General features: G+C 56.9%; 14 protein-coding genes, 1 other RNA gene and 1 pseudogene. 11 read left to right on the forward strand and 5 right to left on the reverse strand.

Annotation, left to right across the window (positions count from 1 at the left end; all coding sequences use genetic code 11):
* Positions 1-20: 20 nt before the first annotated feature.
* Complete coding sequence (gene xdhB, locus J3B00_RS10250) at positions 21-2,420, reverse strand: xanthine dehydrogenase molybdopterin binding subunit (RefSeq protein ID WP_209867327.1); 2,400 nt, start codon at positions 2,418-2,420, stop codon at positions 21-23.
* Complete coding sequence (gene xdhA / locus J3B00_RS10255; protein WP_209867330.1) at positions 2,413-3,867, reverse strand: xanthine dehydrogenase small subunit; 1,455 nt, start codon at positions 3,865-3,867, stop codon at positions 2,413-2,415. The genes xdhB and xdhA overlap by 8 nt, the downstream gene beginning before the upstream one ends.
* A gap of 267 nt (positions 3,868-4,134) precedes the next feature.
* On the opposite strand from xdhA, the gene J3B00_RS10260 reads away from it, so the two are divergent.
* The 7 genes from J3B00_RS10260 (at position 4,135) to J3B00_RS10290 (ending at position 15,020) form a co-directional block, all read left to right on the forward strand.
* Complete coding sequence (locus J3B00_RS10260) at positions 4,135-4,794, forward strand: GntR family transcriptional regulator (protein ID WP_209867332.1); 660 nt, start codon at positions 4,135-4,137, stop codon at positions 4,792-4,794.
* A 3-nt stretch (positions 4,795-4,797) separates the two neighbouring features.
* Complete coding sequence (gene smc, locus J3B00_RS10265; RefSeq protein ID WP_209867334.1) at positions 4,798-8,286, forward strand: chromosome segregation protein SMC; 3,489 nt, start codon at positions 4,798-4,800, stop codon at positions 8,284-8,286.
* A gap of 205 nt (positions 8,287-8,491) precedes the next feature.
* Positions 8,492-9,382: a cell division protein ZipA gene (gene zipA, locus J3B00_RS10270; RefSeq protein WP_209867336.1), complete on the forward strand. Its 891-nt coding sequence runs from the start codon at positions 8,492-8,494 to the stop codon at positions 9,380-9,382.
* Positions 9,383-9,481: 99 nt separating this feature from the next.
* Entirely contained in the window at positions 9,482-11,812 is a 2,331-nt protein-coding gene (ligA, locus tag J3B00_RS10275) for an NAD-dependent DNA ligase LigA (protein ID WP_209867339.1), read from the forward strand.
* Positions 11,813-11,933: 121 nt separating this feature from the next.
* Positions 11,934-12,030: signal recognition particle sRNA small type (gene ffs / locus J3B00_RS10280), an RNA gene on the forward strand.
* A gap of 378 nt (positions 12,031-12,408) precedes the next feature.
* Complete coding sequence (locus tag J3B00_RS10285) at positions 12,409-13,578, forward strand: DUF262 domain-containing protein (RefSeq protein ID WP_209867341.1); 1,170 nt, start codon at positions 12,409-12,411, stop codon at positions 13,576-13,578.
* Positions 13,575-15,020 carry an ATP-binding protein gene (locus tag J3B00_RS10290; RefSeq protein WP_209867343.1) on the forward strand — a complete coding sequence of 482 codons (1,446 nt, stop codon included), beginning with the start codon at positions 13,575-13,577 and terminating at the stop codon, positions 15,018-15,020. Before J3B00_RS10285 ends, J3B00_RS10290 begins: the two co-directional genes overlap by 4 nt.
* Before the next feature lie 194 nt (positions 15,021-15,214).
* On the opposite strand, the gene J3B00_RS10295 is transcribed toward J3B00_RS10290, so the two are convergent.
* The 3 genes and pseudogenes from J3B00_RS10295 to J3B00_RS10305 form a co-directional block, all read right to left on the reverse strand.
* A complete protein-coding gene (locus tag J3B00_RS10295; protein ID WP_209867345.1) occupies positions 15,215-15,421 on the reverse strand; it encodes a hypothetical protein in 207 nt (68 codons plus the stop codon).
* A gap of 314 nt (positions 15,422-15,735) precedes the next feature.
* A complete protein-coding gene (locus tag J3B00_RS10300; RefSeq protein ID WP_245362522.1) occupies positions 15,736-16,440 on the reverse strand; it encodes a recombinase family protein in 705 nt (234 codons plus the stop codon).
* 81 nt (positions 16,441-16,521) lie between these two features.
* Positions 16,522-16,647 (reverse strand): annotated as a pseudogene (locus J3B00_RS10305) (sulfate transporter CysZ); the annotation flags it as partial.
* 674 nt (positions 16,648-17,321) lie between these two features.
* Here J3B00_RS10305 and J3B00_RS10310 point away from each other — a divergent pair.
* From J3B00_RS10310 to J3B00_RS10325, 4 genes are all read left to right on the forward strand, one after another.
* A complete protein-coding gene (locus J3B00_RS10310) occupies positions 17,322-17,576 on the forward strand; it encodes a hypothetical protein (protein WP_209867347.1) in 255 nt (84 codons plus the stop codon).
* Positions 17,577-18,089: 513 nt separating this feature from the next.
* Positions 18,090-19,385, forward strand: coding sequence for a HEPN domain-containing protein (locus tag J3B00_RS10315; protein ID WP_245362523.1), 1,296 nt, complete (start codon positions 18,090-18,092; stop codon positions 19,383-19,385).
* A 119-nt stretch (positions 19,386-19,504) separates the two neighbouring features.
* Positions 19,505-20,644, forward strand: coding sequence for an HNH endonuclease (locus J3B00_RS10320; RefSeq protein ID WP_209867349.1), 1,140 nt, complete (start codon positions 19,505-19,507; stop codon positions 20,642-20,644).
* 256 nt (positions 20,645-20,900) lie between these two features.
* Positions 20,901-22,076 carry an HNH endonuclease gene (locus tag J3B00_RS10325; protein ID WP_209867351.1) on the forward strand — a complete coding sequence of 392 codons (1,176 nt, stop codon included), beginning with the start codon at positions 20,901-20,903 and terminating at the stop codon, positions 22,074-22,076.
* Positions 22,077-22,298: the final 222 nt, after the last annotated feature.

A 22,298-nucleotide genomic window follows, 5' to 3' on the forward strand; every position in this document is an offset into this window, starting at 1 on the left:
CTCCCACAGGGAGGGTGTTGTCAGTGCGTGACGCTTTCCACTTCCTGCACCGCAGGTTGCGCAGTAGCCACTGCCTTGCGCATCTGCTCACAGCCCCACAGGACCCGCTCGGGCGTTGCCGGGGCGTCGATGTCGGGCTGCACGCGGTAGTGGGCAATGCTCGCCACCGCATCCTTGATTGCGCACCAGGCGGCCATGCCGAGCATGAACGGCGGCTCGCCGACGGCCTTGGAATGGAACACGGTGTCTTCCGGGTTCTTGCGGTTTTCCACCAGCTTGACGCGCAGGTCCAGCGGCATGTCGGCCACGGCCGGGATCTTGTAGCTGGCCGGGCCGTTGGTCATCAGCTTGCCCTTGGCGTTCCATACCAGCTCTTCGGTGGTCAGCCAGCCCATGCCCTGGATGAAGCCGCCCTCGACCTGGCCGATGTCGATGGCCGGGTTCAGCGAGTCGCCGACGTCATGCAGGATGTCGGCGCGCAACATCTTGTACTCGCCGGTCAGGGTGTCGACGATCACCTCGACGCAGGCTGCGCCGAAGGCGAAGTAATAGAACGGCCGACCGCGGGCCTGGGTGCGGTCGTAGAAGATCTTCGGCGTGCGATAGAAACCGGTGCTCGACAGCGACACCTGGGCGAAGTAGGCCTGCTGCACCAGGCTCTCGAAGCTGACGATCTCTTCGCGAATGCGCACATGGCCGTTGCGGAACTCGACGTCTTCCTCGGTGACCTTCCAGTGCCGCGCGGCAAATTCGGTCAGGCGTTGCTTGAGGATCTCGGCGGCGTTCTGCGCGGCCTTGCCGTTCAGGTCGGCGCCGCTGGAGGCGGCGGTCGGCGAGGTGTTGGGGACTTTGTCGGTATTGGTTGCGGTGATCTGGATGCGGTCGAAATCAACCTGGAACACCTGGGCGACGACCTGGGCGACCTTGGTGTTGAGGCCCTGGCCCATTTCGGTGCCGCCGTGGTTGAGGTGGATGCTGCCGTCGGTATAGATGTGGATCAGCGCCCCGGCCTGGTTGAGGAAGGTGGCGGTGAAGGAGATGCCGAACTTGACCGGGGTCAGCGCCAGGCCTTTCTTCAATACAGGGCTGTGCTCATTGAAGCGGCGGATCGATTCGCGCCGCTCGGCGTAGTCGCTACTGGCCTCGAGGTCGGCGGTCATTTCCTCGAGCAGGTTGTGCTCGACGGTCTGGTAGTAATGGGTGACGTTACGCTCGGTCTTGCCATAGTAGTTGGCCTTGCGCACGGCCAGCGGGTCGCGGCCGAGCTGGCGGGCAATGTGGTCCATCACCTGCTCGATGGCGACCATTCCCTGCGGGCCGCCGAAACCGCGGTAGGCGGTATTGGAGGCGGTGTTGGTCTTGCAGCGGTGACCATTTACGGTGGCATCGCCCAGGTAATAGGCGTTGTCCGAGTGGAACATCGCCCGGTCGACGATCGAGCCAGACAAGTCGGGCGAGTAGCCACAGTTGCCGGCCAGGTCGAACTGGATGCCATGCAAGCGGCCATCGTCGTCGTAGCCTACGTCGTACTCGACGTAGAACGGGTGACGCTTGCCGGTCATGGTCATGTCTTCGACCCGTGGCAGGCGCATCTTGGTTGGCTGGCCGGTAAGCCGCGCGATCACCGCGCACAGGCAAGCGGGGCTGGCCGCCTGGGTTTCCTTGCCGCCGAAACCGCCGCCCATGCGGCGCATGTCGAGGACGATCTTGTTCATCGGCACATCGAGTACTTCGGCCACCAGCTTCTGTACTTCGGTGGGGTTCTGGGTGGAGCAGTAGACGATCATCCCGCCATCTTCGGTGGGCATCACCGAGGAGATCTGCGTTTCCAGGTAGAAGTGCTCCTGGCCGCCGATGTGCAGCGTGCCTTGTAGTCGGTGCGGGGCGCTGGCCAATGCCGCCGCCGAGTCGCCGCGCTGGTGGGTGTGGCTGTCGAGGACGAAGTGCTTCTTGCGCAGGGCGTCGACCACGTCGAGCACCGGCTCGAGGTCTTGGTACTCGATGATCGCCGCCATGGCAGCGCGGCGCGCGGTGTCGAGGTCGCGCGCGGCCACGGCGAGCACTGGCTGGCCGAAGAATTCGACCTTGTCGATGGCCAGCAGCGGGTCACCGGCAACCACCGGGCCGATGTCCTTCAGGCCGGGGATGTCTTCGTGGGTGATGGCAATGCGCACGCCTTCGATGGCATAGCACGGCGACGTGTCGATGCGCAGGATGCGCGCATGGGCGCGGTCTGAGGTGCGCGCATAGACGTGCAGCTGATTGGGGAATTCAAGGCGGTCATCGATATAGATCGCCTCGCCGGTCACGTGCTTGTCGGCGCTGTCGTGCTTGACGCTGCGGCCGACCCCGGTGGTCAGGTCCTGGCGGAACAGTTCGGCCATCTCGGCCTGGCTCTTGAAGGCGTGATGGTTAGACATAGGCGGTCACCCGGGTTTCGATGTGCGGCGATTGCAGTTCGATGAAGTACTTGCGCAGCAGGTTCTGTGCGGTCAGCAGGCGGTATTCCTTGCTCGCGCGAAAATCCGTGAGCGGGCTGAAGTCTTCGGCCAAGGCCTGGCAGGCGCGTTCGATGCTGGCCTGGTTGAACGGTTTGCCGCGCAGGGCGGCTTCGCAGGCGCGCGCGCGCTTGGGGATGGCTGCCATGCCACCAAAGGCGATGCGCACGCCACTGACCACACCGTCATCGATGCTCAGGTTGAACGCCGCGCACACCGCGGAGATGTCGTCGTCGAGGCGCTTGGAAACCTTGTAGGCACGGAAGGTCCAGTCGTTGCTCGCGCGCGGCACGATGATCTTCTCGATGAACTCGCTGTCCTGGCGGGCGGTGATCCGGTAGTCGATGAAGTAGTCTTCAAGGGGCAAGGTGCGCTGGCGTTGGCCTTGGCGCAGGACCACCTGGGCATCCAGGGCGATCAGCAAGGGCGGCGAATCGCCGATCGGCGAGGCGTTGCCGATATTGCCGCCGAGGGTGCCCTGGTTGCGGATCTGCAGCGAGGCAAAGCGGTGCAGCAGGTCGCCGAAGTCCGGGTATTCCGCGCTTAGCGCGCCGTAGCAGTCGGTCAGCGGGGTAGCAGCGCCGATCTGCAGATGGGTAGCAGTGGTGTCGATGCGCTTGAGCTCGGCGACACCGCCGACGTAGATCATCACCGGCAAGGTCTTGTGGAACTGGGTCACTTCCAGCGCCAGGTCGGTGCCACCGGCGAGCAGCCGGGCTTCCGGGTGCGAGCTGTACAGGTCAGCCAGGTCGGCGACGGTCAGTGGTACCAGGCAGCGCTTGTCGCCGCTGTTCAGCTCACCGGTCTCGGCCGGGGTGATGGCCTTGAGGCGGGCGATGGTCTGCGCTTGTTGCGCGTCGAACTGGTCGCGGCACGGCGAGGTGCAGCTCTGCTTGGCGGCATCGAGGATCGGCCGGTAGCCGGTGCAGCGGCAGAGGTTGCCGGCGAGAGCTTCCTGGGCCTGGTGCAGGTCGGGGCCGTCGCTGTTCTTCTGCAGGGCGAACAGCGACATGACGAAGCCCGGGGTGCAGAAGCCGCATTGCGAACCATGGCAGTCGGCCATGGCCCGCTGCACGCTGTGCAGTTCGCCCTGATGCTTGAGGCCTTCGACGCTAATCAATTGCTTGCCGTGCAACGATGAGACAAACGTCAGGCACGAGTTGAGGCTGCGGTAGCGCAGGCTGTCCTGGCCCTGCTCGTCCTGGATCAGCTCACCCACTACCACGGTGCAGGCGCCGCAGTCGCCACTGGCGCAGCCTTCCTTGGTGCCGGGTTTGCCGAGGTGCTCGCGCAGGTATTGCAGCACCGTCATGTTCGGGTCCAGGGCGTGCTCATTACGCAGCTCCTGGTTAACGAGAAACTGGATCACGGGGAAGGCCTCGCAATGGTTTTATTGTTGTTCCGGCGGACTCTAAGCAGGCTTGATCATTGGGTCAATATTTTTCTGACTCAAAGGTCAAGAAATCGCGCATGCCGAGTCTTCGCCGCACCTGACGCCTTTCCTACAAGCATAGATCGCGCCGCTCGGGTGGGGGCGGTGCCCGCGAATAAACCGCGATGCCCCTCTGCGCGAGCCCCAGGCAAGTGCGCTACAATCCGCCCCTTGTGCCCAGTTCAATGATTTTGAAGGAAAACCATGACGTTCAAGGCGCCGGACAGTCTCTCCGAGCAAATTGCCCACTACCTGGCAGAGCGGATCATCCGCGGTGAACTTGCGCCAGGCGAGCGCATCCAGGAGCAGAAGGTCACCCAGGCACTGAACGTCAGCCGCGGGTCGGTGCGTGAGGCGCTGTTGATCCTCGAGCGTCGCCATCTGGTAGCGATCCTGCCGCGTCGTGGCGCCCACGTAACCAAGCTCGACGAGCGTAGCGTGCGCAGCCTGTGTGCCTTGATGGGCGAGTTCTACATCCTGCTCGGCAATGCCGTTGCGCAAAAATGGCGCACCGAGACCGACCTGATGCCGTTTATGGGCATTCAGCAGCGCCTGCAACAGGCCCATGCCAGCACCGATATCAAGACTTTCGTTGCCGAAAGCTTCGCGGTGATGCGTGCAGCGTATCCATTCGCCGACAATCCGTATCTGCAGGAAACCGTCGAGAACCTTCAGCCGGCCATGAGCCGTGCCTATTACCTGGCGCTCGATCAGCGTCAGGCAAACATGCTCGACTACCTCGAACTGTTCGACCGCCTGCTCAGTGCGGTGGTCGCGCGCGACCTGCCGCGAATCCGCGAGGTATTGGTTGCCTATTGCCAGCGCAGTTGCGAGCTGGTGCTGGCGGCATTGGCGCGGACCTGACCGATGCGCCTCAAATGCATTCGCCTGGCCGGGTTCAAGTCGTTCGTCGACCCGACCACGGTCAACTTCCCCAGCAACATGGCCGCCGTGGTTGGCCCCAATGGCTGTGGCAAGTCCAATATCATCGATGCGGTGCGCTGGGTCATGGGCGAAAGCTCGGCGAAAAACCTGCGTGGCGAGTCGATGACCGACGTCATCTTCAATGGCTCGACCAGCCGCAAGCCGGTCAGCCAGGCCAGCATCGAACTGGTGTTCGACAACAGCGACAACACCTTGGTCGGCGAGTATGCGGCTTATGCCGAGATCTCGATCCGGCGCAAGGTCACCCGCGACGCGCAGAACACCTATTACCTCAACGGCACCAAGTGCCGTCGACGCGACATTACCGACATCTTCCTCGGCACCGGGCTGGGGCCGCGCAGCTACTCGATCATCGAGCAGGGCATGATCTCCAAGCTGATCGAAGCCAAGCCCGAGGAACTGCGCAATTTCATCGAAGAAGCGGCAGGCATCTCCAAATACAAGGAGCGCCGCCGCGAAACCGAAACCCGCATTCGCCGCACCCAGGAAAACCTCGCCCGCCTGACCGACCTGCGCGATGAGCTGGCGCGTCAGCTCGAACGCTTGCACCGTCAGGCCCAGGCGGCCGAGAAGTACCGTGAATACAAGGCCAGCGAACGCCAGCTCAAGGCGCGTCTGTCAGCCCTGCGCTGGCGTGCGCTGGATGAGCGTGTGCAGCAGCGCACGGCGATTACCGGCGATCAGGAAGTGGCCTTCGAGGCCTTGGTGGCCGAGCAGCGCAATGCCGATGCCAGCATCGAGCGCCTGCGTGATGGCCATCACGAGTTGTCCGAGCGCTTCAACCAGGTACAAGGCCGCTTCTATTCGGTTGCCGGCGATATCGCCCGGGTCGAGCAGAGCATCCAGCATGGCCAGCAGCGTCTGCGGCAGTTGCAGGATGACCTCAAGGAAGCTGAACGCACGCGCCTGGAGACCGAGTCGCACCTGGGGCACGATCGCACCTTGCTGGCCACCCTCGGCGAAGAGCTGGCCATGCTCGAGCCGGAGCAGGAGATGACCCTGGCCGCTGCCGAAGAAGCGGCGGCCACCCTCGAAGAAGCCGAGCTGGGCATGCACGGTTGGCAGGAGCAGTGGGACGTTTTCAATACCCGCTCGGCCGAGCCGCGGCGTCAGGCCGAAGTTCAGCAGTCGCGTCTGCAGCAGCTCGAATCTGGTCTTGAGCGCCTGGCCGAGCGCCAGCGCAAGCTTGGCGAAGAGCGCGATCAACTGGGCGCAGATCCGCAGGATGCCGCCATGTTCGAATTGTCCGAGCAGGTGGCCAGCAGCGAGTTACTACTTGAAGAGCTGCACGTCGCCGAGCAGGAAGTGGTCGAGCGGCTTGAGGGCGTGCGTGAGCAACTCCAGCAGGCGACTCAGGCCCACCAGCAGGTGCAGGGCGATCAGCAGCGTCTGGGCGGTCGTCTGGCCTCGCTTGAGGCGCTGCAACAGGCCGCGCTGGAGCCTGCCGCTGGTGCCGTCGACTGGCTGCGCGCCCAAGGCCTGGAACAACGCCCCACACTGGCTGAAGGGCTGCGTGTCGAGCCCGGCTGGGAGCTGGCGGTGGAAACCGTGCTGGGCGCCGACCTGCAAGCGCTACTGGTAGATGACTTCGCCGGTCTCGACTTTGCGGCGCTGGAGCAGGGCGACCTGCGCTTGCTGCTGGCCGATGGGGACGGCACACGATTGGTCGGGAGCCTGCTCGACAAGGTCGAGGGGCGCACCGACCTGACGCCTTGGCTCGGTCAGGTGCTGCCCGTTGAAAGTCTTGAGCAAGCACTGGCGCGGCGTTCCGGCTTGGGCGCCGGGCAGAGCCTGGTCAGTCGCGATGGCTACTGGGTCGGGCGGAATTTTTTGCGGGTCAGCCGCGGCGGTGAAGCCGAAGGTGGCATCCTCGCCCGCGGCCAGGAGATCGAACGGCTGGCTGCCGAGCAACTGGAGCAGGAGGCGCTGCTCGAACAGCTGGATCAGCAACTGCAGGCCCATCGTGAACAACAGCGCGACCTTGAAGAGCAGCGCGAGCAACTGCGCCGCCGCAGCCAGGACGAAAACCGCCAGCACGGTGAACTCAAGGCGCGGCTGTCTGCCGGCCGTGCCCGCGCCGAACAGCTTGAGTTGCGTCGACGCCGGCTTGAAGAAGAGCTGACCGAGCTGCAAGAACAGCGCGCCATCGAGCATGAACAGCTGGGCGAGGGGCGCCTGATCCTGCAGGAAGCCCTCGACCTGATGGCCCAGGACACCGACCAGCGCGAGCAATTGCTGGCCCGTCGCGACACCTTGCGCGAAGGCCTCGACCGTATTCGCCAAGAGGCTCGCCAGCACAAGGACCATGCCCATCAACTGGCCGTGCGCCTGGGCTCGCTGCGCGCTCAGCATGATTCCACCCGCCAGGCCCTGGAGCGTCTTGAGCAGCAAGCCGCCCGCCTCAGCGAACGCCAGGAGCAGTTGAGCCTGAACCTGGAGGAGGGCGAGGCACCGCAGGAGGAACTGCGCCTCAAGCTGGAAGAATTGCTCGAGCGACGCATGAGCGTCGATGAAGAAATGCGCTTGGCCCGCCTGCACATGGACGAGGCCGACCGCGAACTGCGCGACGCCGAGAAGCGCCGCAGCCAGGCCGAGCAGCAGGCGCAACTGCTGCGCGGCCAGCTCGAGCAGTCCCGCCTGGAGTCGCAAGGCCTGGAACTGCGTCGCACGACCTTGCAGGAGCAACTGCTCGCCGATGGCTTCGATCTGCAAGGCGTCCTTGCCAGCTTGGCGCCGGACGCCAGCGAGCAGGGCACCGAACAAGAGTTGGAACAGGTCGAGGGGCGTATCCAACGCCTCGGCGCGATCAACCTGGCGGCCATCGAAGAGTACGAGCAGCAGTCTGAGCGCAAGCGTTACCTGGATGCTCAGGATGCTGATCTGGTCGAAGCGCTGGAGACCCTGGAAAACGTCATTCGCAAGATCGACAAGGAAACCCGCAACCGCTTCAAAGATACCTTTGATCAGATAAATGCCGGTTTACAGGCGCTTTTTCCAAAAGTTTTCGGTGGCGGCAGTGCTTACCTGGAACTGACGGGCGAAGATCTACTCGATACTGGGGTGACGATCATGGCGCGTCCGCCGGGCAAGAAAAACAGCACGATTCATCTGCTGTCCGGCGGCGAAAAAGCCCTGACCGCGCTAGCGTTGGTTTTTGCCATCTTCAAGCTCAACCCGGCACCGTTCTGCATGCTCGACGAAGTCGATGCGCCGCTGGACGATGCCAACGTCGGGCGTTACGCCCGGCTGGTCAAGGAGATGAGCGAGACCGTGCAGTTCATCTACATCACCCACAACAAGATCGCCATGGAAATGGCCGATCAATTGATGGGGGTGACCATGCACGAGCCGGGCTGTTCACGTCTTGTTGCAGTTGATGTAGAGGAAGCAATGGCCATGGTAGACACCTGATAAGCGAAGATAGGGCGTTTTCCCACGGTAAAAGCCCCTGTCATGTGCGACAGACGGTGTAAAGTTGCGCAAGGTCGTGCTAGCTTAATGTCACGTGTATTTTGCGTGGGTAAAACGCCTGTCAGAACATAGAGTTGGCGCCACGTGTTAAAGGGCTTTGAACCCTTTGTTTTCAAGCATATTTTTGATAGAGGCACGGGATTACATGGAAATCGGTCTGCGCGAGTGGCTGATCGTCATCGGCATCATTGTCATCGCCGGTATTCTTTTTGACGGCTGGCGTCGCATGCGTGGTGGCAAGGGCAAATTGAAATTCCGTCTGGACCGCAGCTACACCAACCTGCCCGATGAAGAGGGCGGGGCTGAGGTGCTCGGCCCTGCGCGCGTGCTCGAGGGTGAGCATAAAGAGCCGGAGCTGGATGAAACCGACCTGCCGTCGCTCAGCGCCGGACGTGAGCGCGAGCGCGATATCAAGCCGAGCAAGGCTTCCAAGCGCGGCAAGCGCGCCACTGAATCGCAGCAGGGTGACCTGAGCCTGGCCGCCGATAGCCGTGAGCCCGACCTGTTTGCCGATGCTGACGATGACTACGAAACCGAGAGCAACCGCAACGGTGGTTATGCCTCGTCGACGTCGTCGAACAGCAGCGTCAAGGATATGCCACCGGCTGAAGAAGTCCTGGTGATCAGTGTCATCTCCCGCGATGAGAGCGGCTTCAAGGGCCCGGCGCTGCTGCAGAACATTCTCGAGAGCGGTCTGCGTTTTGGCGAGATGGACATCTTCCATCGCCACGAAAGCATGGCCGGTCATGGCGAAGTACTGTTCTCCATGGCCAATGCGGTCAAGCCGGGCGTGTTCGACCTGGACGACATCGACCACTTCAGCACCCGTGCGGTGAGCTTCTTCCTTGGCTTGCCGGGCCCGCGTCATCCCAAGCAGGCCTTCGATGTAATGGTCGCCGCGGCGCGCAAGTTGGCCCATGAGCTGAACGGCGAGTTGAAGGATGACCAGCGCAGCGTACTGACCGCGCAGACCATCGAGCATTATCGCCAGCGCATCGTCGAGTTCGAGCGCCGTGCGCTGACCCAGAAGCGTTGATACCACCGAACGGACAGATCCTGCCTCGATCCTGTCCGTATGATTCAAGCGCAAGAGCAGCCCCGGGGCTGCTCTTTTGCTTTGCAAGAGAAGATGACCATGACCGCCGAAACCCGAATCCATGAACTGCGTGCCGAGCTCGATCAGCACAACTACCGCTATTACGTGCTCGACGAGCCAAGCGTCCCCGATGCCGAATACGACCGGCTGTTCAACGAGCTCAAGGCGCTGGAAGCCGAGCATCCGCACCTGGTGACGCCAGACTCGCCGACTCAGCGCGTCGGTGGCAGTGCCCTGGCCGCGTTCAGCCAGGTCCGTCATGAAGTGCCCATGCTCAGCCTGGGTAACGCCTTCGAAGAAACCGACCTGCGCGAGTTTGATCGGCGGGTGGTGGACGGCCTCGACCAGCCAGGCAAGGTCGATTACAGCTGCGAGCCCAAGCTCGACGGCCTGGCGGTCAGCCTGCTTTACCGCGATGGCCAGCTGGTGCAAGGTGCCACCCGCGGCGACGGTAGCACCGGCGAAGACATCAGCAGCAATGTGCGCACCGTGCGCAATATCCCGCTCAAACTGCAGGGCAGTGGCTGGCCGGCGGTGCTCGAAGTGCGCGGCGAGGTGTACATGAGCAAGGCCGGCTTCGACCGGCTCAATGCTGCGCAAGCCGAAAGCGGTGGCAAGACCTTCGCCAACCCGCGCAACGCCGCTGCCGGCAGCCTGCGCCAACTGGATTCGAAGATCACCGCCAGCCGCCCGCTGGAGTTCTGCTGCTATGGCCTGGGCCAGGTCTCCGAGAGCATCGCCGACAGCCATATCGGCATCCTCGAGCAGCTCAAGGCCTGGGGCATGCCCATCAGCCGCGAGCTCAAGCACGCTGCCGGCATTGAAGAGTGCCTGGACTACTACCGTGACATCGGCGCCCGGCGCAACGAGTTGCCCTACGAGATCGACGGCGTGGTGTTCAAGGTCAACAGCTTGGCCTCGCAGCGCGAGCTGGGCTTCCGCGCACGTGAACCGCGTTGGGCCATCGCCCACAAATTCCCGGCGATGGAAGAGCTGACCGAAGTGCTCGACGTCGAGTTCCAGGTCGGCCGCACCGGCGCCGTCACCCCCGTGGCGCGGCTCAAGCCGGTCAAGGTGGCTGGCGTGACGGTGTCCAATGCGACCCTGCACAACATGGATGAAATCGCCCGGTTGGGCCTGCGTATCGGCGACACGGTGATCATCCGTCGCGCCGGTGACGTTATCCCGCAGGTCATGCAAGTGGTGCTCGAGCGCCGTCCCGACGATGCCCGGCCGGTCGAGGTGCCGAGTGAATGCCCGGTGTGTGGCTCGCAGGTCGAGCGTACCCAGTTGATCAAGCGCAGCAAGGGCAAGGAGACCACCAGTGAAGGGGCGGTGTACCGCTGCGTTGGCCGCCTGGCCTGTGCGGCGCAGCTCAAGCAGGCGATCATCCATTATGTTTCGCGGCGGGCCATGGACATCGACGGTTTGGGTGAGAAGAGCGTCGAGCAGTTGGTCGATGAAGGCCTGATCCGCTCGCCGGCAGACCTCTACAGCCTCACCTTCGAGCAGATCGTCGACCTCGAAGGCTTTGCCGAGGTTTCCAGCAACAAGTTGCTGGACGCCATCAAGGACAGCAAACGCCCGACCCTGGCGCGCTTCATCTACGCCCTGGGGATTCCCGATGTTGGCGAGGAGACCGCCAAGGTCCTCGCGCGCTCGCTGGGTAGCCTGGCGCGGGTTCAAGTGGCCTTGCCGCAAGTGCTGACCTACCTGCCGGACATCGGCCTGGAAGTCGCTCACGAGATCCACAACTTCTTCGAGGACGCGCACAACCGCGAGGTCATCCAGCAATTGCTCGACAGCGGCATGCAACTGCAGGACGAAGGTGAGCTGGCCCCGGAGTTTGCTGCCAGCACCACCTTGGCCGGGTTGATCGCCAAGCTCGACATCGCCTCGGTTGGCCCGACCGGTGCCGAGAAGCTGGTGGCCAAGCTGGGCAGTCTGGAGCAGATCATCGCTGCCGACGGTATCGACCTGCGCCAAGCCCTGGCGGCCAAGCAGGCCGAAGCAGTGCGTGAGTTCTTCAAGGTTGAGGCCAACCAGCAACTGGCGCGGGATATCGAGGCGCAGCTGCTAGCGTTCGGCATGCACTGGGCCAGTGAGAAGAAAGTTGTTGAAGGCCTGCCACTGGCGGGCCAGACCTGGGTACTGACCGGCAGCCTCGAACGCATGAGCCGCGACATCGCCAAAGACAAGCTGGAGAGCCTGGGCGCCAAGGTGGCGGGCTCGGTGTCGGGCAAGACCCACTGTGTGGTTGCCGGGCCGGGTGCCGGGTCGAAGCTGACCAAGGCCAGTGAGCTGGGGGTGAAGGTGCTGGATGAGGATGCGTTTATCGTCTTCCTTGGCGAGCAGGGCATTAGCGTTTGAGGGGGTTGCGGGACAAGTCATTGAGAAATGATGGTTTTTTCTTGATGCAGAGGTTGTAACTTCGTCTCAGAGCGGTACAATGGCGCGGCTCGTCACATGGCGAGCAGCGTAGTGGTGGCTCCATCGGTCCCTCCGCAACGATTACCCGTTAACCTGGTCAGATCCGGAAGGAAGCAGCCACAGCGGGAACATCGTGTGCCGGGGTGTGGCTGGTGGGGCTGCCTCCATACTGTAAGTCCTTAATTCTAAAGGACTTTCCTCTCTCAAAATCTCGAAGTGGACCAGTGCCGTAGTACACCTAAGTGGTGCACCATGCCGGCAATTCTATCACCTCTCTCTAGCTTTCCGCCCTGCCGCTGTTCTTCCAGTTCAGATTTCTACGTGCCCTATCGGGCTGATGCTGGTCTTTGCTAACTGCCAAGCCGCCGGAACTCCATCTTCGACGCGTCCAGAGCAATCACACTGGTTTCAGAAAAGTAGCTTCTGTTTATGTTGAGGTGTGTGGTGTGCCGTCCATGATGAAGCGGATCTCGAATTGGTCCGTGAGCCGAATCTGTTATGCTCGCACATTGACTCTCATTGCTTAAGGAGGAAGCATGCGGCTAGTTCCCTGGGATCCGGATATTCAGACAGTTATGACCCGGATCGAATCGCTGGCGTTGGATTTGCAGCCAAATTTCCAACGGGGTGAGGTTTGGCCGAAGTCTAAAAAGCAAAGATTGATAGACAGCGTTCTTCGTGAGTGGCACGTCCCACCGATTCACGTGATTGAGAACCCTGAAACAAGAAAGCAAGAGGTACTAGATGGTCAGCAGCGTCTAGTGGCGATCCGGGACTTTGTCCGGGGAGAATTCGCTGTAGATGGATCTACGGACCCCTTAGATCCTAAGATTCAAGATTTAGATGGGTTGAAGTATAGGATGCTTCCTGATGAGGTTAAGCGCCAGTTTGACCAGTTTACGCTTCGGCTATATAGGATTGTCGATTTTAAGCCATCAGAGCCAGCAGAGCTATTCTATCGTCTAAATCAGCCTTCAAACTTGACAGGGGCTGAGCAGAGAAATGCATTCTACGGTCCAGTTAGAGATCAAATAAGAGAGCTTGTGCTTTCTTTAGAGGCGCGTGGTGTCGGTAAGGAGCAGTTCGGGTTTTCAAATGCTCGAATGGCTTATGATGACGTGATTTGTCGTGTTGCGTTGACCGTCAAGCGCGGCACGATTGCAACGAAGATAATCGGTAATGACTTGGTGGAGCTTTATAGGAGTGAAGAGCCACTTGGCGGTCATGATCGCTCCTGTTTGGCGAGTTGCTTAGATCTATTTGTCGAGTCGTGCGCTACGGTTCCGAAACCGAAATTCAACAAGGCAACATTGTACTCCTGGCTGGTGTTTGTTGCTCGAGGAACGCTGCTTGGTGCTTTTGATTCCAAGCACTCTAAGTATATTGGTCAGTTCTTGACTTATTTTCACCTGCTTGGAGTTGAGAGTTCCCAGAGAGAGGAGGGTTCAGAAGCTTCTTCTGCACTTGCACTAATTCCAATATATGAGGATCGAGCGACTTCTAGGGTGGCTGATGTCTCATCAATCCTTCTGCGTGACTTTGCAATATGGTACGCGTTTTTGGAGTTTTCAGTAGCTAGCGGATATAGCTCTACGGCCCTGACTGACATCAAGGATAGACTGAAGTTGATTAGTTCTAGTGGGGTGCGTGAGCCAGACGCTCTCAGTCGTCTCATTCAGAATTCAGGTTGGGGGGAGCTGAAATGAGTGTCCGCGCCGCTAGCTTTAATGATGATTGGAGAGCGGTCTTCAAGCGAGATTACGCCGAATGCATTCAGGTCATAACGCTGGAGAACTCTAAAACAATTGAAGATGCCCGTGTGCCTTTGGGGAAGGGTATTTCAGCTCTAGTTGGTGGGAACGGTGTAGGTAAATCAACTTTTGCTCATGCTATTGTTGAGGGTTTGTTAAATTCATCTGGCACCCCTGACCTGATTGTTCAGCAAGACCGCATCAATGGCTCAATAATAAATTTCAATATAGATAAGAGCGGCACGCAGCATGCTCGTCGTGTCACTTTCTCTAGCGGCAAAAAGATTGTCGAAGGTGATGATACGGTAGCCTGTACTTGGCTTGATCCCTCGTTGTTTTCTACCATGTGTCGGCAGCAAGTCCAGGGGGATGAAGCATTTGAAGACGTGCTTGACGGAATCACAGGGAGGGTTTTTTCTGAGCCGCAGGTCAAGCTGGCATCCTATGTAGTGGGTAAGAATTACAGTGCCTGTGAGGTGTGGGAAGTTTTAGAATATGGCCCATTCGATGTGTGGCCGTACTTTAAGGTTAAAATTGAGGATGTTGAGTATTGCAGTGAAACCATGGGGCAGGGGGAGCTAGCAATGCTCACTGCTATATGGGCGGTTCAACGGGCGTCAAGTGACTCCTTGGTGATTCTTGAGGAGCCAGAAACTCATGTTTCTTCACGGTCTCAAGTTGCTTTTATGGACTTCCTGGCCAGAGAAGGGAAGCAGAGGGGGATTAGTTTTCTGCTGACAACGCATTCGCCAGTGATTTTGCAGAAGATACCAATAAGCAACGTGTACTTGCTCTTGGGGAGTGGTTCGCGTTCAAAGGTGATAACATCGCCACGCCAGCATCACATATCTTCATTGTTAGGTGGTGGGGTTTCTCACAAGGCTCTGCTTATTGTTGAGGATGATACTGCGAAAGAATTTTGCGAGGCTATGGTTGAAAATATTGATCCAGATTTTTCTAGGCAAATAAGCTACTCCGTATCGAGTGATGGTGAGTCAGAAATAGTTAAAATCCTTCGTACAATGCCTAGGGTGCAAGGCTGGGCCACTCTCATTGGATGCTTTGATGGGGATCAAAGAGAGTCGCGTGGTCAACTAGTTCTTCCGTGGCCCCATGTTTTCTTGCCTGGTGCTGAAGCTCCAGATAGAATTCTTCAAAGTGGTTTTCATGGCTTTGATAGGGATGAGACTGCACGAGAGCTTCGCGTAGACCGGCTAGATTTGGATGTTGCTCTAGCGGCTGCTGCGGGGGTCGATTTTCATGACTGGGCTCGTCATGTATCAGGGGGGTTAAACATAGAAAAATCTCATTTTATTAAGGGTATTACAAAGATCTGGATTAATGGAAACGATGCTGCTGCTCGCCAGTTCATCGCGGATGTTAAACAAGCTCTATGATAATTCGTCTTATGCACGTTTGTAGGGCGAGCTATCACCTAAGAGATAGGTCTGGGTATCGGTAGAGGCGGTAACTTTCAACTCTTCAGCCTCGCAGGGCTGAATCTAGCTATGCCGCCGAGACCCTACACTGTCCTAGCCACCTAGCACTTTTATATAGTATTGAAGGTGAAAGATAGCCGCCCCGAAGGCGGCTATGAGCGTAGTCGCTCAATAGCGGACGCCATGGCCTCGGCATTGGTCTCTAGGGCTTCGAGTGCAACCATTGCGTTTTCATGGATGTTAACTGAGCCACGCTGGCGTATCCACGTATCCACTTCCTCGATGGCTGCCCGTAACGCTGTCTGATTTATCAGCAGCATTTCAAGGGTGTCAGCGACTACTGCGGCCTTGTCTTCCATGATGGGATGCCTCGTGGGTGAGCTTCAATCGTGAGTGGCAGGTTAGGGAGTGCGGATTTAATACCCTGCCATCTCCATATTGGCAGATACCTGCAATCATCTAAACCGTGCGTCAGCTACTGCCGAATATTAGGGTGAGCCGGAGTCGGAATATCATCGGAGTGTCTCAAATGAGGAACGTTAGCAACTGGCTCGCGGGTGAACGGGTGAGTCGGTGCTTAATGCTTCTGGCTGGCCCGTAGCGAGCCGCACACTACGATTTCAAAATATCGCGGGGTGTTCGAAAGACTTCCAAACGTGGTGTTGAAGGAGGTTTACAAGCTTGTAGGGCCGCTGGCGGCCTTAGCCAGTTCCAAGCCCAGTCGCTGCATCACACGCATCACAGCCGTCGGTGACCACTGTCCACCACGAGCGGTAGGTATCTTACGTGCAACTAAGCAATCGGCCACCGCTTGTAGGCTACTGGCACCATCATGGATGCACAACCGGATAGTGTCCTTGACCGACGCTGCACGTTCGTCTGCCTGCTGACGCTGGGTATCGTGTCCCTTCGTCCTATTCAGCATGCTACGAACCTTGGCGAGTGCCTGAGAGCGGTTATTGATCTTCTCCAATGCTTCGGTGTCACCAGCCGCTGCTCGTGCCTCCAGAGACTTAAGAGCGGCTTTGGTTCGTTCGCTGATGATGGTGCGTTCCTGCTCGGCCAGCATCGCGTGAATGTGCAGTTCCACCGTAGAGGCGTTGGGCATTGTCGCGACCTTGAAGTTGCCTCGTTTCATCAGGCCAGCAATGTGCTCAACGTCTCGGCTCAGTCGGTCAAGCTTGGCAACTACCACAGTCCTGCCATTGGCGAACGCTGATGCCCCTGCTGGGCGCTGTAGCGGGTGAATAGATCCCGAGACCCCCACGTCTTCAAATTCTGTCACGACCTGCCATCCATGTTGCTGTGCGGCAACCTTGATGTACTCCCGCTGAGCGTCGAGGCCCAGGCCGGACTCACGCTGGTGGTCTCTGGACAATAGCGGATAGATAGATTTTACATCTGTTAGAACGACCTACCAAAAGTTGTAATTATTGGTGTGGAGTAAATTGCTCGGTCTTGCCGGATAGTCGATGTACTGGATCGCCATCATCCACACACCGAAAATCAACCACAGCGGCGCGGCGATGACGTTCACCACCGGGATGAACGAGAGGATCAACAACGCCAGCGCGCGAGGCAAGAAGCCTAATACATCGTCTGCAACCCACGTTAAATCAATGCCCTTCCCCAAGGGGGTTGAGCGGGAAACGTATCAGCTAGGTGGATATCGTGTGAAGGGGCAGACTGCGCGCTCCACTACTTGGCCTGGCTCGGGTTCCGGGCGATGAAGAGCCGCCCGAGCGTAGGAGTGTCCTTAGGCAGTGGAGCATTTCAGCAAGGGGCGGAAGGAGAGTGGTTGTGGCACAACTACAGGCTTCTGTAAGAGGGGCCGACCCCGGCAAACGGCGACAGGCCTTGTACGTGCTCCCAAAAAAAGTGAAAACCTCTGGGGATAAGGCCCACAGCCGATACCCACGAATCACACAAAATCTATGCACAAGTTATCCACAGGCGCTCACCTTGCAAAGGCCCCGAGACCGCATTATCTTGTATTGCAGGCAAGAGCTAGGCACTAGATGTAGTGTCCTTGCCAGTTACTGACCTCGGACGAGGTAGGAAGAAGAGTCTGCGAGTGATAGCGCTTCGGTCGCCAAACTTAGAACGCAATCACCCGCACCACCTGACACCACGGTAGCGACTACGCGTTAGTCCAGGGGACGAGCATTGAGCCAAACCGTGTAGCCTGCGTCAATGGCTTCCTGCTCGTTGGCAAGCCTCTGGTCTGACAAATCTACCTTTGATTGAGATTTGACAACCATGACCAATACTAATCGAACCTCCCCTAAAGTCGCCAAGCTGGCTTCTGAGACGCTTCGTGATCCTGCTGCTTCCGCTATAGCCAAGAGCTTTGCTGCGTCTGCTTTGGCTCAGGCAAAAACTGGTAAGCAGACGAGCGCTGAGATGGAAGCAAAAGCTGGCAAGGCTTTGCAAAGCACCAAGTTCAGTGCTGATACCAAGGTGCTCGCAGCGTCTGTGGTAGCTCAATCCAACAAGCAGCGGGGGCGTAAATAATGACCATTCATGCAATTCTCACTGTGGACTTGAACGGTTCTGTCTCCACCGCTGCGCGGGCCAGGTTCTACGAGGTGCTGAAGAACCATCACTATGTGAAACACAAGCTCACCACCCTCTGGACCGTGCAATTTACACCCAGCACGACGCCTGCGAGCGCTGAACGGATTGCGCGAGAGCATGTAGCCCTCGCAGCTAGGACCGCTGGTATCACTGACTACGAGGCCCTACTCATGCAAGGAACTCAGCCGGCTGCTGAGTGGAAGGGAGCTCGCAGTTCCTCTACCCTCTTGACTGGCGCATTGCGGAGCTACTAACAGGAGATCAGGCCCCGCTACGGCGGGGCCTTTTAGTATCTGTTATGCGTATGACTGCAGGTCCAGCTATTAGCGTTTAAGATATCAGACACATGCGGTACGCAAGCTATCTGATACCTGTGGTGGGTTGTTGCGTACCCCATATCCCCAAAACTAAGATGAACTGATCCTCCTACTGCCAAGGTAACGGATATCCATGCCATCGAAGCAATTGCGACAAGCTCAGGCAGCCTTAAGTGTTTTGCTGAAAGCAGCGAATCTTATGACTGAGTATCAAGCTTCTAAGGCTTTCGGCTTTATGGAAAGTGTTTATAGGCAAGTGAAGACGCCCAAAGGCGATATAGTGTGTTTTTCCAATGCGGCGCTAGAAAGTTTTGAGCGTCTGAGTGGACTCGTCTGGCAAACGCTTTCGGGTAAGGAGTATGTCGACGCGAGTGATATTGATCTTGTGTGTAAAGAGGTTTTGGGGCGTTGGTACGAAGATGATGTTGTTGATAGCGTAGAATGCTTTTTTAGAGAGGTTGAAGACGTAGCAGTTCGCTGCGTGAGTGAGCATGAATTCTATACAGCTTTGAGTGGTATTGAGTTCGTGGATCTTGATGGTTTTAATATAGGTAGTGTGGTCATTAGTAAGCCTAGTTTCGGTGTGCTGAAGTCCAGTGTTGCTCAAGATGCAGTTATCAATGCCGCATGGAAAGAAACTAAACACGGCTTGTGGCTAAGTGCTCGGGTTAAAGGGAGTCCGAATAATGCAGAGCGTCGCTTCTTCGAATTGGCGAAGGCAACCTGTGGCTTGCTTGCTCTCTCTTGTGCTGTTTGCCTGAAACGCGGCGGAGCGGCAGTGCGCCTTGTGCCTGGGTTAGAAGGCCGTTTCAAACCGGGAGCGGTCACATGGTTCTCCATAAATTCTAACTCTAAGCTCCTCCATCTCAAAACCAGCTTCGATGGTATCCAACGTTTGGACTTCACTAGAGAGCATGCTGACTCTCTTGTCGCTTGTGAGTGGTTTCAAGCAATTATTCGTATCATACAGTCCGACGCTAGGGGTGACGCGGAAAGTGCTGTATATCGCGCTCTTTACTGGTTCTTAGATGCTCAAGCAGATACAAGTCTTGAGATGAAGTTCGTAAAGTATTGGAGCTGTATCGAATGTATGTTTTCAATCAGTAAGTCTAAGGTGACTGAGCAGATTAGAAGAGGGTTGACGGCTTTGCTTTGTTATGGCCGTTACCGTTACTCTAATCCTGAAGGGTGGGGCCTCATAGATCGGCGAATAGTTCAGCTCTATCAGCTTCGTAGTGAGGCAGTCCACGATGCTAGACATGATCACATCGTTTTGCGAGATGTTGTGGATGTTAGTAAGTGGGCGGCTTTTATCCTGATCGAGGTATCAATGATGATATCCCGAGGGATGGTCAGCCGACTGCAGTTGAAAGCTGATGTGGAATGCATTCATAAGTTTCACGGCACAACACCGGTTAAATCAGTATAGTCAAACTCTGAATCTCGTATTGGTGACTCAGAGCATAAGTAGTACTTGTCAAAATGGAATAGGGTGCTCAGTCGTGGTCGTGTCGCCGGTGTTCCAAGAGTTATTCTTAAGGAGGAGAGGTGAAAGAGTGTGTGCTGTGTGATGTCGCGATTACGTCAGATAATGATTCTGATGAGCACATTATAATTAATGCCGTTGGCGGACGCTACAAGGTATCTGGTGTGCTTTGTATTAGGTGTAATAGTGGTGTTGGCCAGGCTTGGGATAGCGCTTTAGCAAAGGACCTTCACTCTCTTAGCCTGTTAATTGGAATAAAAAGGGAGCGTGGAGAGTTGCCCTCGTTAAAGGTTGAGAACCTCGACGGCGAGGAGCTATTGCTACATGCTGATGGTAGCATGAGTCCAGCTAGAGCCACGTTCAGCCAAACTCCCGAAGGTTCTGGAGCGATGAAGATTGAGCTCGTCGCTCGTACTCCTGAAGAGGCGCGTAAGATACTTAAAGGTGTTAAGCGGAAGTATCCTAAATTTGACTTGGAGTCGGCCATTGCCAACTCTGGAGTGCAGTCAAGGTATTCAGAGAGCCCGCTGAATTTTATCATGGAGTTTGGTGGTCCGCTATCGGGTCGCTCGCTCGTTAAATCTGTGCTTTGTTTTGCTGTAGTTAACGGGGTTGTACCCCAACATTGTATTAATGCCAGGCAGTATTTGCTGGAGGACGGAGCGGAGGCATGCTTCGGGTACTGGTATGAGAGTGATTTAATTCTGCGTAGGCCGGAAGGGATTCCACTTCACTGTGTGACAGTGAGTAACCGGGGGACGGATGGTCAACTGCTTGGGTATGTAGAGTTCTTCGGCGTCCGGCGGATGGTGGTATGCTTGGCTGAGAGTTATTCGGGTGCGCCTGTGCATACTAGTTACTGTATTGATCCAAGAAGTTCTCAGGAAATTGATATAGAATTTGACCTTGGGCTTGATAGAGCTGATGTACATGCATCTTATAACTATGGACGCATTCCTGATGGCAGCATTGAGCGAGCGTTTGATTGTATATTAAGTGAGGCCGTGAAGCGCTCAGCTCTAAGAGCAAGAGATCAAGCTATTGATAGGGCAGTGCAATATACAATCAGCAACCTTGGTCTGGATGAAGGCGCCATTCTTACGGAACCGGATCTCGAAAAGCTTTCCGGATTACTCATGCATGAGCTGACACCTTACCTAGTGCATATTATTGGGAATATGCGGCGACGGGCCCCGCGCTGACCTTGTTTACCTTTAGCCGTTCTCTTTGTCCTATAAAAAAGCGCGAAGCAGTTGGGGTGATGGCGTAATGCGTTAGTGGTCAACGCAGTTCTCAGGAAGGCAAAGGGCTCCCTACTGAGGAGTTATTAAGTATCACTGCCGATGCCGCTACGCTTATAATCGATTATCTTCATTTAGGCTCCATGCTACTATGGTGTGGTTTGAGTGAATGCATAGAGATGAAGTTTATGAAGCGAACAATTGCAGGGAATAGCCAATGTCAATGACTCCAGTGGAAGACGACGTATTTACTGCTTTTTTGCGAGAGAAAGCAGCAGAAGCTCAACGGGCCGTTAAGTATAGGCCGATTGAGTTTTTAAAGATGCTCGGCTCAATTGGTGGTTACAAAACCGCCGTGTCACTGCTCACGAAACCTAAGGTTTCCAATGGATTTACCAGGCTCTTTATAGGGGGTAGGTTGGATTTGACCGTTGAGGCGGTAATTTTAGAGAGTCGATGGGCAAGGTTCTTTGATGATTACTTGATCTCATCTGCTGAAAAGCGGCTTAGCAATGTTGGTTACAAGGTCGTAAGACCAGACCAGAGTGCAGGTGCTTTCTCAGGGGGGATGGATGCAGCATCAGGAGCCGAGATGTTAAATAATTCTTCTTATGATTCTGATGTTCAGAGTCTGTCATTTAATGTTGGGCAAGAATACACGAGGGTAGGGGTGCTCGCATTGCTCGGCATCCCTCGCCCCACTGGTGGTAAGTGGTACAGCGGGCATGTTTATCACGCTGGTAACCACTTTTTATTCTGTAATGTAGGCAGCGCTGGCAGGACTGGGCATAACTATAATAATCACTACCTTGACAGTAGGTTGGTTTGGTACGCTAGATCGGATTATAGGCTGGGTCAGCCGCTTGTCTCTAAGCTTATTGGTCAAGAAGAGAGTGTATTCGTCTTCTATCGTCAAAGTGATAGAGATCCATTTATGTTCGCTGGGATTGCTCTGCCATATGAAGTAGTGGACGCCGCTGATGGGGATCCTCTAAAGGTGGTGTGGGATTTTAGTTCTCAGCATATACAGAAATTAGTTGAGGGGGCAGTCTCTGCGACTGTGCTTGAGGGTGCTGCTTCAATGAAGATAGTCAAAGTGTATGAACGAGATCGTGGGGCTAGATTGCGATGTGTTAAGCGTTGGGGGCGAAAGTGCTTTGTATGTGGCTTTGAGTTTGAGAAGGTTTATGGGGAGTTAGGTAGGGGGTTCATACATGTTCATCACCTTAAACCTTTGTCGGAGCAGGGTGGGGAATATGATTTGAATCCAGAGCAAGACCTGCGTCCGGTTTGTCCTAATTGCCACGCGATGCTTCATCGCTCAATGCCAGCCCTCACAATTGAGGAGCTGCAGCGTCAGATGCATCTGGCTCGTCTGCAGTCAAATGCTTGATCTGGGGAGCGGTGTTAAGAACCTCGACTATTCGCTGTCGCTGCCAGTGGCGCAAATTCCAGAATATCGCAGGCGGGGTCGTTAGCTAGGGTCGCAGCCGTTCTATGGCTGAAGCTATTGCTTCCGAATTGGTGTCCAGTGCCTCTAGGATCGCCATCACGTTATGGTGGACGTTCAAGCTGCCCCGCTTTCGTATCCAGGCACTGACCTCCTCCACCGAAG

It is taken from the genome of Pseudomonas sp. BP8 (genome assembly GCF_017875955.1).
Taxonomy (GTDB): domain Bacteria; phylum Pseudomonadota; class Gammaproteobacteria; order Pseudomonadales; family Pseudomonadaceae; genus Aquipseudomonas.